The following is a 15201-nucleotide window of genomic DNA, read 5'->3' as shown; positions in this document are numbered from 1 at the left end:
TTTATAATCTTACATTTATATTTCGGTCATAAAGATACTGCTTTAAACCGGCAATTCCAATTTCATTGAAATGAAAAATGCCTGCGGCAAGCGCAGCATCAGCCTTGCCGCGAGTGAAAACATCATAAAAATGAGAGCACGCACCTGCACCGCCGGAAGCGATTACCGGCACTGACAGCTCATCAGACAATCTTGATAACACATCACAGGCAAATCCGGTTTTCACGCCGTCATGATCCATGCTGGTAAACAGTATTTCTCCGGCTCCGCGCATCACACCTTCCTTTGCCCATTCAAGCAGATGCCTTTCCGTAGGGACACGTCCTCCGTTGACATAGCATCGCCAATCTCCGTCGGTAAACCGGGCATCAATTGCCAGAACACACACCTGAGAGCCAAAACGCGAGGCAATGTCGTCAATAAGATGCGGATTGCGTAAGGCTGAAGAATTGACCGATACTTTATCGGCACCTGCGTCAAGCAGCCTCTCCACATCCTCCACACATCCGATGCCTCCCCCTACCGTAAAGGGGATTTTTATATTTTCAGCGACTCTCGTCACCAGGTCTACAAAAGTACGTCGGCCCTCATGTGATGCCGTTATGTCAAGATACACAAGTTCGTCGGCACCTTCGTCACTGTATTTCTTTCCGAGCGCGACAGGATCACCGGCATCACGGAAATTAACAAAATTCACTCCTTTTACCGTCTTGCCATCCTTTACATCAAGGCAGGGTATTATGCGTTTCGCTAACATAGGGCAATCCTTTCCAAATCCTTTAATGTTATGCGCCCCTCATATATCGCCTTTCCGACGATAACCGCCGGCACTCCGGCATTTTCAAGCCGCATAATGTCGTCAAGCGAACTTACGCCGCCACTGGCTATTATGCGCGCATCAGGCAAGACCGACATCATGGACCGATACATCTCAACCGACGGGCCGCTTAGTGTGCCGTCAACAGAAATATCAGTAGATATTATCTGTCGGATACCTTTTTCATAATAGTCCTTTATGAATTCCAACAAGTCATGTTCCGACTGTTCGAGCCATCCATCGGTAGCAACCTTACCACCGTTAACGTCGGCGCCCAGAATGACTTTCTGTGCCCCATATCGTCCAAGCCATCCCAAAAACAATTCAGGAGACTTTACAGCGACACTGCCGCCTGTTATCATCGATGCGCCGCAGTCAAACGCGATTCTTACATCTTCATCACTTTTTAACCCGCCGCCAAAATCAATGTCAAGCGATGTCTTTGAAGCGATACTCTCAAGAGTGCGGTAGTTTACTATGTGACTGGATCTCGCCCCGTCAAGATCAACGACATGAATCCGGCGACATCCCGCGTCGCAGAATCGCTTTGCAATCTCTACCGGGTTGTCATCATAGACACGCGAGCTGTCATAGTCGCCTTTTGTCAGCCGGACACATTTACCGTCAATTATGTCGATAGCCGGGATAATCTGAATCATAATTCAAGGAATGTTTTAATTATAGCTTCACCGGTGTCGCCACTCTTTTCAGGATGAAACTGTGTGGAATAGAAATTATCCTTACGCATCGCGGCACTGAACGGCACGATATAGTCGGTAACGGCTGTGGTCAAGTCACATACAGGCACATAATAACTGTGAACGTAATAGACAAATGAATTGTCGGTCTCAGGAGTTATGACGCCATTAGGCGACATGGACGAGACCGTATTCCACCCCATGTGAGGGATTTTCATGCCCTCGAAATCAGGGAAGCGCCGCACTTCGGCATCAAACACGCCAAGACATTCTGTGTCGCCCTCCATAGAGTGACGGCAGAGCAGCTGCTGACCGATACATATGCCAAGTACCGGCTGTTGAAGCGATTTTATCAACTGGTCAAGGCCTGTAGCCCTAAGATAAGACATTGCCGACGAGGCTTCTCCAACTCCCGGGAAAATCACCTTTTCGGCGCGTCTTATCTTGTCGGCATCATCAGTAACTGTCGCTTCCACTCCGAGTCGGCGCAGGGAGCAAAGCACTGAAAAGTTATTGCCGGCATTATACTTTATGATAGCGACACCCATTATTATTTAGCTGAATACGATAGTCTTGTTATTGTATGTAAGGATTTTACGCTGTATGTGCTTCTCCACTGCACGTGAAAGCACAATCTTCTCAAGGTCACGCCCTTTCTTTACAAGATCGGCAATCGTATCCTTGTGTGTCACTCGTGTGATATCCTGTTCGATGATTGGACCGGCATCAAGGTCGGGGGTCACATAATGACTTGTCGCCCCTATTAGCTTCACGCCCCTGTCATAGGCAGCGTGATACGGCTTCGCCCCTACAAATGCCGGCAGGAAGGAGTGATGAATATTTATGATGTGGTGTGGGTAGCGGTTTATAAAGTCTTCCGACAGCACTTGCATATAACGTGCAAGCACAATAAAATCGACATTGTAAGAGTCAAGAATCTCAAACTCTTTTGCCTCCATTTCCGACTTGTTGTCTTTAGTGATCGGAATGACTTCAAAGGGTATGTTAAACTGCTGCGCCACTACCGCAAGATCGGGGTGGTTGCTTATTATCACAGGTATCTCGACCTCCCACTCTCCTGAGATATATCTCGCGAGTATGTCGTAAAGACAGTGAGACATTTTGCTGACAAAAATCGCCATACGCTGTTTCTTATCAGAAAATTTCAACGAATAGCTTAGATTGTATCGCTGCGCATAAAGTACCTTGAAATACTCGTCTATCTTTTCTTTCGGAATGATAAAATTATCAAGCTCCCACTCCACTCTCATGTAAAAGACACCGTTTACACGGTCTACATACTGGTCAAGATAGACAATGTTTCCACCATTGACATTAATGAACTCTGTTATCACTGCGATGATACCTGGCTGATCAGGGCAGTGCATGAGTAGTATGGCTGTATTTCTCTGTTTTTGTTCCATGTTTGCAACAACTGCGTTTGTTCTGCAAATATACTCATTTACGAGTGATTTAGCAATAAAATGACACATTTATATACAAAAACATACACTTTTGTTGAGAAGAACCTTGTCTTTCAAGCAAAAGTGTATGTTATGATATGGTTTATAACGAATGTCAATTGCCCATTTCTGACAAGAATTTGATACGCATAAGCCTTATCTCCTCTTCCGAGAACTCGTTGCCAAGCTCGTTGATTGCTTCCTGAAGGTCATCGCTCTCGCTCTCTTTGAAATAGTCAAACAGGTCGAGCTGACGGTCTTCATCCATAATTTCGTCAAGGAAATAGTCAATGCTTATTTTGGTACCCGAATATACAATAGCCTCGATTTCATCAAGCAATTCGCTAAATTCAAGCCCTTTGCTTTCGGCAAGCGCATCAAGTGCTATCTTTCGGTCAATTCCCTGGATAATAGAGATTTTAAGTTTGCTTTTGTTAGCAACGCTTCTTACTCTCAGATCCTCAGGACGCTCAATCTCGTTTTCTTCAACATGGGTCTTTATGACCTTTATGAAATCTTCTCCATAACGCTTTGCCTTTCCGGCTCCGACACCTGGAATATTCTGAAGTTCTTCCAGCGTGACAGGATAGGTCGTCGCCATCGCTTCAAGCGAAGGATCCTGAAAGATAACATAAGTCGGCAACTCCAGCTTTTTAGCAAGCTTCTTGCGAAGATCCTTGAGTATATTGTAAAGCTCCGGGTCAACAGCACAGGCAGCCCCGCTTTTTACAACCATCTCCTCTTCATCTTCACTGAAGTCGTTATCTTCAACAATCTTAAATGAAACAGGTTTTTTATAATAATCCTTTCCTTTTTTTGTAATCTTCAACAACCCGAAATTTTCAATATCCCGGTCAAGATAGCCGGCAATTATCGCCTGGCGGATTACGGTATTAATGGTTCTTGCATCAGAACCTTGCAGACAACCGAACACCTCAAGCTCATCCTGGTTGTAAGATTTCACTGTTGCCGTGTTTTTGCCAAGCATCACATCAATCACTTGCTCAGCCTTGAATTTTTCTTTTAGAGCGGTGACAGTCTCGATTACCGCACATAATTCATCTTTAGCTTCCACTTGTTTTTTAGGATTTAGACAATTGTCACAATTTCCACAGTTATCTTCAAGATATTCTTCACCAAAATAATGCAGCAACGACTTGCGGCGACACACCGAAGACTCGGCATAAGCTGCCGTCTCCATCAGAAGCTGACGGCCAATCTCCTGCTCGGCAAGCGGTTTGCCTTGCATGAATTTTTCCATCTTCACCAAGTCTTTGTTCTGATAGAACGCGATGCATCTGCCCTCTCCGCCGTCACGCCCGGCACGTCCCGTCTCCTGATAGTATCCTTCAAGAGACTTGGGTATATCGTAATGAATCACAAACCTCACGTCGGGCTTGTCTATTCCCATGCCAAAGGCTATTGTCGCCACAATCACATCCACCTTTTCCATCAGGAATGCATCCTGATTTTCAGAGCGTGTGGCGCTATCCATCCCGGCATGATAGGCAAGAGCCCTTATGTTATTGACCTTTAGAATTTCCGCAAGCTCTTCAACCTTCTTGCGGCTCAGGCAATATATTATGCCGCTCTTTCCTTCCTGCGACTTAATGAATTTTATGATGTCACGGTCGATATTTGCCGTTTTTGGACGCACCTCATAATAGAGGTTCTTACGGTTAAAGGAAGATTTGAACACAGTAGCCGACTGCATGCCAAGGTTTTTCTGTATGTCATGCTGCACCTTGGGGGTGGCTGTAGCGGTAAGCGCAATCACCGGACGGCGGCTTATCTCGTTTATAATCGGACGTATGCGACGGTATTCCGGGCGGAAATCATGTCCCCACTCCGATATACAATGAGCTTCGTCTACGGCATAAAACGAGATAGGCACGGTTTTGAGAAATTCAATATTCTCTTCCTTGGTCAGTGACTCGGGCGCGACATAGAGCAACTTGGTCTTTTTGGCAAGAATATCACTTTTGACCTGGTCAATCGCCGTCTTGTTAAGCGACGAATTGAGAAAATGGGCCACATTGTCATCTTCGCTGAAATTGCGCATGGCATCAACCTGATTTTTCATCAGCGCAATGAGCGGCGATATGACAATCGCGGTGCCCTCCATCATGAGCGCAGGCAACTGATAGCACAGCGACTTTCCTCCTCCTGTAGGCATCAATACAAAAGTGTCGTTTCCGGCGAGCAGGCTGGAAATAATCGCTTCCTGATTACCTTTAAAGGTATCAAATCCGAAGTGCTTTTTCAACTCCTCGATAAGTACGGGGTTCTTTGCCATGGTCATAAGGTTTTTAATCCAAGTCTTTTATGCAATATTAATTATTCTGTCTTATTTATCTCAAAATTAGCTTTTTGTAATTTTTCCAATGCGTACTCCCGAGTGACCGTAAAGGTTTCTACTCCGGAAGACGGAACATCAAACATAGAGTCAATCATTATAGTCTCCACTATAGAGCGCAATCCTCTTGCCCCGAGTTTATACTCAATTGCCTTGTCAACAATAAGGTCAAGAGCCTCAGGCGCGAAAGTGAGTTTCACTCCGTCCATTGCAAAGAGTTTTTCGTATTGACGCACAATTGCATTTTTAGGCTCCGTAAGCACTCGTCGCAGGGCATCGCGGTCAAGCGGCTCAAGATTGGTAAGTATGGGCAGACGCCCTATTATCTCCGGAATAAGCCCGAACGACTTCAAATCCTGAGGAGCTACAAATTTAAGATAATTCTCCCGTTGCACACGCTGCCTTGCGGGGTCGGTTGAATATCCTACCACATGAGTATTGAGTCTGTGGGCTATTTTCTGCTCTATTCCGTCAAAAGCACCGCCACATATAAACAGGATGTTTTTTGTGTCGACAGGAATCATGCGCTGTTCCGGATGCTTTCTGCCTCCCTGCGGCGGCACATTCACCACCGAGCCTTCAAGAAGCTTCAGCAAACCTTGCTGCACACCTTCTCCGCTTACATCGCGTGTAATCGACGGATTGTCGCCTTTGCGGGCAATCTTGTCTATTTCATCAATGAAGACGATACCCTTTTCAGCCTTCGCAACATCATAATCAGCGACTTGCAGGAGTCGGGTCAAAAGACTCTCGATGTCTTCCCCTACATATCCCGCCTGAGTCAGGACGGTGGCGTCCACAATGGTGAACGGCACGTCAAGCATCCTCGCGATGGTCTTGGCAAGAAGGGTCTTTCCCGTACCTGTAGGCCCTACGAGAATCACATTGCTTTTCTCGATATCGACATCATCGTCTTTATCCTGGGAAAGTCGCTTATAGTGATTGTAGACAGCCACGGAAAGATATTTCTTGGCTTCATCCTGCCCTATAACATACTGATTGAGGTAGTCATATATCTCTTTAGGCTTAGGCACAGAGTCCATTCTGGTGGGCTCGCCGTCCTTCGCCTGCTCTTTATAATCGTGTAGGATGCCTGATATGGTGTCCACACATTCAGAGCAAATATAGATACCGGACAATCCTGCCGACGGCACGAGTACATCAACCATGTCGGCGGGACGTCCACAAAACGAACATATTGCCTGCTCTGTCTTTTTCTTTGCCATAATCTGTTTCTGTCGATTATCTGTTGGCTTTTACAAGTACGTTATCGATCATTCCGTATTGCTTTGCCTCTTCGGCGGTCATCCAGTAGTCGCGGTCAGAGTCGCGCTCGACTTTCTCAAACGGCTGGCCGGAATGATTGGCGATTATGGTATAAAGCTCCTTTTTAAGCTTCTGTATCTCACGTGCGGTGATTTCAATATCAGATGCCTGCCCCTGCGCGCCGCCCATTGGCTGGTGAATCATCACGCGCGAGTGTTGCAAGGCAAAACGCTTTCCCTTTTCTCCCGACACGAGCAATACTGCCGCCATAGACGCGGCAATACCTGTACAGATGGTAGCAACATCGCTGGAGATGTACTGCATGGTGTCATATATGCCAAGTCCAGCATATACCGATCCACCGGGAGAATTGATGTATATGGACACATCCTTGCCGGGGTCGGAGGTGTCAAGATACAACAGCTGCGCCTGGATGACATTTGCCGTATAGTCATTGACTTCCGTGCCGAGGAATATGATGCGGTCCATCATAAGGCGTGAGAACACATCCATCTGCGCGATATTAAGCTGACGTTCCTCTATGATGGTCGGTGAGATATAGCTTGAAGTGATATTTGCCGCTCCTGTCGCAGCGATATATTGGTCAAGCGCGAGCCCGTTCATGCCCAAATGCTTGACGGCATAATTTCTAAAATCGTTATTCATGCTTGTCTTTCGATTATTTGTTTACTATTCAAAGATACAAAATAAAATCATGTCCATGCAAATTTTTTAATATAATATTTACATGGATGTAAAAGTGACGGACGCCACATAAGTGCCGCCCGTCACATAATATAATAGGTGTATCGCGTTACTTGGAAGCGATTTCCTTAAATTCGTCAAGCGAAACTTCCTTATTGTCGACGGTCACCTTCTCCTTTATGGCGTTGAAGAGCTTGATGTCGCCTACCTCTTCTACGATGCGCGGACGGTAATTCTTGTCAGCAAGGATGCGCTTTGCGTAGTCGGTAAGAGTCTCGTCGTCCATGTTGGTCATGCCATACTGTGCAAACTGCATTGCAGCGATAGCCTTTGCATGGTCGATAAGATCCTGCTCGTCAATCTTGATTTCGCAGATAGCACCGAGACGCTCTTTGATAAGCTGCCACTTTAGACCCGGCTCCATCTTTACATATTCTTCGTCGATATTCTCTTCGGTAAGACCTTCGTTACGACGCACGAGCCATTTCTTGAGCACTTCAACGGGGAGTTCCATGTTGCCATACTTCTCAAGCATAGCCTTCTCTGTGTCAACACGGAAGAGCATTTCGCTATTACGTGAAAGCTCGCGGGCGACCATCTCCTTCACTCCGGCACGGTATTCCTCTTCGTTATGAGCCTTGTCTTTGCCGAGTACATTGTCATACAGCTCCTTACCGGGCTCTGCGGGACGAAGCACGATGATTTCTGATATTGAGAGCTCAAAGTCACCCTTGATGTCAGCAGCCTTGTCCTTGTCCACACCAAGCATTGAAGAAAGCTCTGCAGCGTTGCCCTCGCATGTCTTCCAGGGGTTAAACACTACCTTGTCATTCACCTTCTTTCCGGCAAATTTCTCAGCCTCTGCCTTATCCTTGAAGTACATGGGCGCAACAATGCCGTTAAGCATCTGGATAGCGTCGTCAGAAGTCTTCACTGTGCCATCTTCGTTCAGCTCCATGATAGAACCCTTTACGAGTGCGTTAGGCTCGACTTCTTCTCCGGGTACCTGTGCGCCGAAACGCTCGCGGAAATGCTTGTCCTGCTCGTCGACCATTTCATCGGTCACTGCGATGGTGTAATAAGGGAGGTGTTCTTCCTTGTCAAGGGTCACATTGATTTCCGGCACAAGACCAAGCTCATACTGGAAAGTGAAGTCCTTTTCATTCTTCAGGTCAAGCTCCTTGACTTCAACCGGCACCGGTTCGCCAAGCACAGCAAGCTTGTTCTCGCGGATATAATTTACGACCGCTTCGTAAACCTCATTATTGATTACGTCGCTTGTCACTTGCTTGCCAAAGCGGCGAGTAAGCTCGCCGAGGGGCACATGACCCTGACGGAAGCCGGGAATAGCGTGTTTCTTGCCTATTTCTTTAAGCTCTTTTACGACTTTGTCCTTATAGTCGTTTTCCTCGATTGCGACAGTAAGCTTAACGCTTACATTGCCGGTCTTTTCTTGTGATATGTTCATAATTTAAAGTATGATTATCTTTATATAACGTCTAACATGCTGCAAAAGTCGTGCCAAAAATCATTAAAGACAGTGTTGACATTTTTTTTGCGATTGCAAAATTATACATAATATGATAAATTCACAAATAATGTGCCGTCCTAATTTCCGCCGCATGTCGGATAAGCCGGCATGCGGCGCCAAGCCATTGACACAGGCTTAGAGCCAAAAGACAGACAAAAGAAACCGCACAGCGAGTATATTTTATGGGTTTTGTTGGTATTTTACGGTGTTTTTTTACTAATTTTGCAACATAAATCAATCACTTAATAACTGAATCACCATATGGTTGTTTTCTTCAAAAAAGGCGCCAATCACATTATCGCGGTCGAGACTTCTCAGCGATTCAGCGATGATGAGCTAAAGAAGCTTTCATGGCTGTTCGGCGGTGCCACCCCCCTGTCGTCAACCTCGCTCAAAGGTCGCTTCGTAGGTCCTCGCCGCGAGATGATTACCCCTTGGAGTACTAACGCAGTGGAAATCACTCAAAACATGGGACTTTCCGGAATTGCCAGGATTGAAGAGTTCTGGCGCACCAATGCAGAGGAACCGGAATTTGACAAGATGCTCCAGCGCGTCTACGATGGTCTTAACAGCAAGATTTTTGCAGTGGCGAAGACCCCCGACCCCATCGTGTATATAGAGGACATTTCAGAATACAATAAGAAAGAAGGCCTTGCGCTCAGCCCTGACGAAGAGCAATATCTGCGTGACCTTGGAAAGAAGCTCGGACGTCCGTTGACCGACAGCGAGGTGTTCGGATTCTCTCAGGTCAATTCAGAGCATTGCCGCCACAAGATATTTAACGGCACCTTCATCATTGACGGAGAAGAAAAGCCTTCATCGCTTTTTAAACTTATAAAAAAGACTTCGCAGGTCAATCCAAACAAGCTCGTATCGGCATATAAAGATAATGTAGCTTTCATCAAAGGTCCGAAGGTTGACCAGTTCTACCCTGTCAACCCCGACCGTCCCGACTATTTCGACATTAAAGATGTCGACACTGTAATCTCGCTTAAAGCAGAGACCCACAATTTCCCCACCACCGTAGAGCCGTTTAACGGAGCGGCCACCGGAACAGGAGGTGAAATCCGCGACCGTCTCGGTGGAGGTAAGGCTAGTCTTCCCATCGCTGGTACTGCGGTATATATGACATCCTACCCCCGAATGACCCCGGAACATCGCTGGGAAATGATGATGGATCCGAGAGCATGGCTTTATCAGACTCCATGTGATATATTGATAAAGGCATCAAACGGAGCATCGGACTTCGGAAACAAATTCGGCCAGCCACTAATCTGTGGCTCATTACTTACATTTGAGCATGATGAGAATGGAAAGAAATATGCCTACGACAAGGTGATCATGCTTGCCGGCGGAGTGGGTTTCGCCGCCAACAAGGATGCTATCAAGGGCGAGCCTGAGGCCGGAGAGAAAGTCGTTGTAATGGGTGGCGACAACTACCGAATCGGAATGGGTGGCGGAGCAGTGTCATCGGTGGAAACCGGACAATACGACAACTCTATTGAGCTGAACGCGGTACAGCGTGCCAACCCGGAGATGCAAAAACGCGTCAGCAACGTTATACGCGCCCTTGCGGAAAGCGACAATAATCCTATCATATCAATACATGACCACGGTGCGGGAGGACATCTTAATGCGCTGTCAGAGCTCGTTGAGTCTACCGGCGGAAAAATCGAGATTGGCTCATTGCCAATCGGCGACAAGACTCTTTCAGCCAAGGAAATCGTAGGAAACGAGAGCCAAGAGCGCATGGGTATGGTACTGAAGTCCGAAGACATCGAATATGTACGTCGTGTTGCTGAACGTGAACGCGCTCCGTTCTACGTGGTCGGAGAGACGACCGGTGACGACCGCTTTGTTTTCGAGCAGCCTGACGGTGTCAAGCCCATTGATCTTGCTATGGCGGACATGTTTGGCAACTCTCCGAAGACCGTGATGACAGACTCTACTGTAGTCGCTACATATAAAGATGTAGAGTATGACGAATCAAAGATAAACGAATATGTCGTTGATGTGCTCGGACTTGAAGCCGTTGCTTGTAAAGATTGGCTGACCAACAAGGTTGACCGTTCTGTGACCGGCAAGATTGCACGTCAGCAATGTCAGGGAGAAATCCAGCTCCCGCTAAGCGACTGTGGTGTCGTGGCACTCGACTATAAGGGTAAGGCAGGTATAGCTACGTCAATCGGACACGCGCCTCAGACTGCCCTTGTTGACTCGGCAAAAGGTTCGGTCATGGCAGTCGCCGAAGCGCTTACCAATATAGTAATGGCACCTCTTAGCGACGGCATAAAGGGCATATCGCTAAGCGCCAACTGGATGTGGCCGTGCAAGAACCCCGGAGAAGACGCGGCTCTATATCGCGCGGTTGAGGCTTGTAGCGATTTCGCATGTGCGCTCGGCATAAATATCCCGACCGGAAAAGACAGCTTGTCGATGACTCAAAAATATGGCGATGACAAAGTGTTTGCCCCAGGCACAGTGATTATTTCCGCCGCAGGCGAGGTAAGCGATGTCAGAAAGACAGTTTCGCCCGTGTTGCAGCCAAAGAAATCCACATTATATTATATAGACTTCTCCGGCGAGGGACTTAAACTCGGAGGTTCGGCATTTGCCCAGACTCTCAACCGTCTTGGAAAAGAAGTGCCTTCGGTAAGCGATCCGGCTCAGTTTGTCAAGACATTTGACGCCGTGCAGAAGCTTGTAAAGAGCAAAGCTCTCCTTGCCGCTCATGACGTGTCGGCAGGAGGTCTTGTCACCACATTGCTTGAGATGTGTTTTGCCAATGTCAACGGAGGTATTGAATTTAATGCCGATGCGTTTGAAAAGCTTGGTGAGACTGACCTTGTGAAGATATTATTCTCTGAAAACCCGGCTCTTGTAATCCAGGTTGCCGACTCTAAGATTGAAAAGGTAGAGGCTGTGCTTTCAGAGGCAGGTGCGCGCTATTGTGCAATCGGTGTGCCTTCTAAAGAAAGAGTCATTGAAATCAACCACTGTGGTGCAGAGCGTCTGCTATTCGTTGACCAGCTCCGCGATACATGGTTCTACTCTTCCTATCTTATGGACTCAGTGCAAAGCGGAAAAAAATGTGCGCTTGAACGCTTTGAGAACTATAAGAAACAGCCAATCAGATACCGCTTCCCCAAGGGCTTTGACGGAAAGCTGAAATCGATGGGGCTGTCGCTCCGTCGTGATGGCAAGAGCGGCATCCGCGCTGCAATCATCCGTGAAAAGGGCGTGAACAGTGACCGAGAGATGGCCTATTCGCTTTATGTTGCCGGATTTGACGTGAAAGATGTCCACATGACTGACCTCATGTCAGGTCGCGAGACCCTTGATGATGTCAACATGATAGTGTTCTGTGGCGGATTCTCTAATTCCGATGTACTCGGCTCTGCCAAAGGCTGGGCGGGAGGATTCCTTTGGAATGAAAACGCGAAAGCCACCCTTGAGCGCTTTTACAAGCGTGACGACACTCTGAGCCTCGGTATTTGCAACGGATGTCAGCTGATGATTGAGCTAAATCTTATCAATCCGGAGCATGAGCGCAAGGCGACGATGGAACACAATGTATCTCACAAGTTTGAGTCTCAGTTCCTTGGCTTGTCAATACCTGAAAACAACTCCGTAATGCTCGGTTCGCTCTCCGGCTCGAAGATAGGAGTCTGGGTTGCCCACGGTGAAGGTAAGTTCAATCTTCCGGAACCACTTGCCAAGTATAACGTAGTTGCAAAATACAATTATGCTTCCTACCCCGGCAATCCTAACGGTTCGCGCTATTCTATAGCCGGTATCGCATCAGCCGACGGTCGCCATCTTGCGATGATGCCCCATCCTGAGCGTTCTCTGTTCCCGTGGCAGTGTGGCTACTATCCCGAATCACACAAGACTGACGAAGTGACTCCGTGGATTGAGGCATTTGTAAATGCCCGCAAGTGGATTGAAAAGACAATCAATAAAAAGTAAAAACATATATAAACATGGGCGGATTTTTTGGAATAGCAAAACACAACGAGTGTATCAACGAGCTTTTCTATGGCGTTGACTACAATTCCCACATGGGCACAAAACGTGCCGGAATCGCGACTTGCAACAACGGTGTGTTCACACGCTCTATCCATAATATCGAAAACTCTTATTTCAGGTCTAAATTTGAAGGCGACCTGAAAGATTTTGCCGGCAAAGTGGGCATCGGTGTCATTAGTGACACCGATGCCCAACCTATTATTGTGAACTGCCATCTCGGCAAGTTTGCAATCGTTACCGTCGGGCGTATCAATAACATATCGGCTCTTGAAAAGGAGCTGCTTGCCAAGGGACATCATTTCTGTGAACACAGCTATGACATCATCAACCCTACCGAAATGATTGCCGCGCTGATAAGCGAGGGCAGCGACTATGTGTCGGGCATAGAAAATGTCTACAAGCGCGTCAAAGGCTCGTGCTCAATGCTGTTGCTTACAGAAGACAGCATAATCGCGGCACGCGACAGGCTTGGCAGAACACCAATCATAATAGGCAAAAAGGACGGGGCTCATGCAGCAACAAGCGAGACTTGCGCCTTCCCGAACCTCGGGTTTGAAGTGTGCTATAATGTCGGTCCGGCCGAAATCGTGGAAATCAAAGCCGACTCGATAAAGCAGCTAAAAGCTCCGGAAGAAGAGATGCAGATATGCGCGTTTCTTTGGACCTACTATGGCTATCCGGTCTGCGAATATGAAAACCGCAACGTCGACCTTATGCGCTACGACTCCGGATTGGAAATGGGTAAAAATGATGACACCGAGGTTGACTTTGTAAGTGCTGTGCCTGACTCTGGTATAGGCATGGCATTGGGCTATGCCGAAGGTAAAAATGTGCCATACAAGCGCGGCATTGTAAAATACACCCCAACGTGGCCCCGAAGCTTCACCCCAAGCACACAGGAGCGCCGTGAGCTTGTAGCAAAAATGAAGCTTATCCCTAACCGGGCGTTGCTCTATGACAAGCGTGTCATATTCTGTGATGACTCTATAGTCCGTGGCACACAGCTTCGTGACAATGTAAAGGACCTCTTTGAATGTGGTGCAAAAGAAGTGCATATACGTATCAGCTGCCCTCCTCTTATCTATCCGTGCAAGTACATTAATTTCACGGCCTCCAAGAGCGAGATGGAGCTGATTACACGCCGCGTCATCCAGGAGCTTGAAGGCGATGCCGGAAAAGACCTTGAGGAATATGCGACCACCGACTCTCCCAAATACAATGCGATGGTAGAACGCATTCGCCAGCAACTCGGACTGACATCATTACGGTTCAACTCAATCGAGACTGTAGTCAAGGCAATCGGACTGCCGAAATGCAAGATATGCACCCACTGTTTTGACGGTTCAAGTTTTGACTGATGTAATTTGCCATTTAATGCTTGGACATAATTCAGTAAAACATTATCTTTGTAAAAACAAACTAAATATAGCTACATATTAACTATCTAATATCTAAAAGTCATGAGTTTAAACATCATTGTGCTCGCAAAGCAGGTGCCCGACACCCGTAATGTGGGCAAGGATGCCATGAAGGAAGACGGTACCATCAACCGTGCCGCCCTGCCGGCTATCTTTAACCCGGAGGATCTCAATGCGCTTGAGCAGGCTCTCCGCTTGAAAGATGCTAATCCGGGCTCGACAATCACCCTTCTTACAATGGGTCTTCCTCGCGCATCTGAAATAATCCGTGAAGCAATCTATCGCGGTGCCGACACCGGTATCGTCCTTACTGACCGCACTCTCGGTGGTGCCGATACACTTGCAACCTCTTACTCCCTTGCCCAGGCTGTCAAAAAGTTTGGCAAATTTGACATCATTCTCGGTGGACGTCAGGCTATCGATGGAGACACCGCGCAGGTAGGTCCTCAGATTGCAGAGAAACTCGGACTGCCGCAGGTAACATATGCAGAAGAAATCCTTGACTTAAAGGATGGCAAAGTAACAGTCAAGCGCCGTCTTGAAGCCGGAGTCGAGACAGTAGTTGCTCCGCTTCCCTGTGTAGTCACAGTCAACGGATCGGCTGCAGAGTGTCGTCCGCGCAATGCTCGTCGCATCCAGAAATACAAATATGCGGTTTCTCCGTCAGAAAAAGAAAAACTCTCTGACGAGCTGAAAGCTATCGTTGATTCACGCCCCTATCTCAATCTTCAGGAATGGAGCGCGGCATATGTTGACGCCGACCCTGAGCAGATAGGTCTTGCCGGCTCCCCTACCAAGGTGAAGGCTATAGAAAATGTAGTGTTTACCGCAAAGGAAAATCTCACCATTGAGAACAACGATACCGAGCTTGAAAACCTTGTAAAAGAACTCATCGCTAACCACACAATTGGCTAAACC

General features: G+C 47.3%; 11 protein-coding genes. 3 read left to right on the top strand and 8 right to left on the bottom strand.

Annotated elements, in window-relative coordinates; translation table 11 throughout:
- Position 1: 1 nt before the first annotated feature.
- From hisF to E4T81_RS10490, 8 genes are all read right to left on the bottom strand, one after another.
- Entirely contained in the window at positions 2 to 757 is a 756-nt protein-coding gene (gene hisF, locus E4T81_RS10525) for an imidazole glycerol phosphate synthase subunit HisF (protein ID WP_135044289.1), read from the bottom strand.
- Positions 751 to 1476 carry a 1-(5-phosphoribosyl)-5-[(5-phosphoribosylamino)methylideneamino]imidazole-4-carboxamide isomerase gene (hisA, locus tag E4T81_RS10520; protein WP_135044287.1) on the bottom strand — a complete coding sequence of 242 codons (726 nt, stop codon included), beginning with the start codon at positions 1474 to 1476 and terminating at the stop codon, positions 751 to 753. Before hisA ends, hisF begins: the two co-directional genes overlap by 7 nt.
- Positions 1473 to 2063 (bottom strand): imidazole glycerol phosphate synthase subunit HisH, encoded by a 591-nt coding sequence (gene hisH, locus E4T81_RS10515; protein WP_135044285.1) that lies wholly within the window; start codon positions 2061 to 2063, stop codon positions 1473 to 1475. The genes hisA and hisH overlap by 4 nt, the downstream gene beginning before the upstream one ends.
- A gap of 6 nt (positions 2064 to 2069) precedes the next feature.
- Entirely contained in the window at positions 2070 to 2939 is an 870-nt protein-coding gene (gene purU / locus E4T81_RS10510) for a formyltetrahydrofolate deformylase (RefSeq protein ID WP_135044283.1), read from the bottom strand.
- A 154-nt stretch (positions 2940 to 3093) separates the two neighbouring features.
- Positions 3094 to 5274, bottom strand: coding sequence for a DNA helicase RecQ (recQ, locus tag E4T81_RS10505; RefSeq protein WP_135044281.1), 2181 nt, complete (start codon positions 5272 to 5274; stop codon positions 3094 to 3096).
- Positions 5275 to 5315: 41 nt separating this feature from the next.
- Positions 5316 to 6560, bottom strand: a complete 1245-nt coding sequence (gene clpX / locus E4T81_RS10500; protein WP_135044279.1) for an ATP-dependent Clp protease ATP-binding subunit ClpX — start codon at positions 6558 to 6560, stop codon at positions 5316 to 5318.
- A gap of 16 nt (positions 6561 to 6576) precedes the next feature.
- Positions 6577 to 7266 (bottom strand): ATP-dependent Clp endopeptidase proteolytic subunit ClpP, encoded by a 690-nt coding sequence (gene clpP / locus E4T81_RS10495; RefSeq protein ID WP_135044277.1) that lies wholly within the window; start codon positions 7264 to 7266, stop codon positions 6577 to 6579.
- A 148-nt stretch (positions 7267 to 7414) separates the two neighbouring features.
- Positions 7415 to 8773, bottom strand: coding sequence for a trigger factor (locus tag E4T81_RS10490; protein ID WP_135044276.1), 1359 nt, complete (start codon positions 8771 to 8773; stop codon positions 7415 to 7417).
- A gap of 324 nt (positions 8774 to 9097) precedes the next feature.
- Here E4T81_RS10490 and purL point away from each other — a divergent pair, with 324 nt between their 5' ends.
- The 3 genes from purL to E4T81_RS10475 all read left to right on the top strand — a co-directional run bounded on the left by purL (position 9098) and on the right by E4T81_RS10475 (position 15198).
- The gene (purL, locus tag E4T81_RS10485; RefSeq protein WP_135044274.1) at positions 9098 to 12805 is read left to right on the top strand and encodes a phosphoribosylformylglycinamidine synthase; all 3708 of its coding nucleotides are present in this window, start codon (positions 9098 to 9100) and stop codon (positions 12803 to 12805) included.
- Positions 12806 to 12819: 14 nt separating this feature from the next.
- A complete protein-coding gene (locus E4T81_RS10480; protein ID WP_135044272.1) occupies positions 12820 to 14223 on the top strand; it encodes an amidophosphoribosyltransferase in 1404 nt (467 codons plus the stop codon).
- A 102-nt stretch (positions 14224 to 14325) separates the two neighbouring features.
- Entirely contained in the window at positions 14326 to 15198 is an 873-nt protein-coding gene (locus E4T81_RS10475; protein ID WP_135044270.1) for an electron transfer flavoprotein subunit beta/FixA family protein, read from the top strand.
- The last annotated feature ends 3 nt before the right edge of the window (positions 15199 to 15201 follow it).

Source organism: Barnesiella sp. WM24, from assembly GCF_004570975.1.
GTDB lineage: Bacteria > Bacteroidota > Bacteroidia > Bacteroidales > Muribaculaceae > Muribaculum.
Note: the sequence above shows the minus strand (reverse complement) of the source record. Positions and strands in the feature narration are given on the sequence as shown.

Coding starts and splice junctions, on each gene's coding strand:
- hisA (WP_135044287.1), bottom strand. CDS start 1,476: ATGATTCAGATTATCCCGGCTATCGACATAATTGACGGTAAATGTGTC.
- hisF (WP_135044289.1), bottom strand. CDS start 757: ATGTTAGCGAAACGCATAATACCCTGCCTTGATGTAAAGGATGGCAAG.
- recQ (WP_135044281.1), bottom strand. CDS start 5,274: ATGGCAAAGAACCCCGTACTTATCGAGGAGTTGAAAAAGCACTTCGGA.
- E4T81_RS10475 (WP_135044270.1), top strand. CDS start 14,326: ATGAGTTTAAACATCATTGTGCTCGCAAAGCAGGTGCCCGACACCCGT.
- purU (WP_135044283.1), bottom strand. CDS start 2,939: ATGGAACAAAAACAGAGAAATACAGCCATACTACTCATGCACTGCCCT.
- clpP (WP_135044277.1), bottom strand. CDS start 7,266: ATGAATAACGATTTTAGAAATTATGCCGTCAAGCATTTGGGCATGAAC.
- hisH (WP_135044285.1), bottom strand. CDS start 2,063: ATGGGTGTCGCTATCATAAAGTATAATGCCGGCAATAACTTTTCAGTG.
- E4T81_RS10490 (WP_135044276.1), bottom strand. CDS start 8,773: ATGAACATATCACAAGAAAAGACCGGCAATGTAAGCGTTAAGCTTACT.
- clpX (WP_135044279.1), bottom strand. CDS start 6,560: ATGGCAAAGAAAAAGACAGAGCAGGCAATATGTTCGTTTTGTGGACGT.
- purL (WP_135044274.1), top strand. CDS start 9,098: ATGGTTGTTTTCTTCAAAAAAGGCGCCAATCACATTATCGCGGTCGAG.
- E4T81_RS10480 (WP_135044272.1), top strand. CDS start 12,820: ATGGGCGGATTTTTTGGAATAGCAAAACACAACGAGTGTATCAACGAG.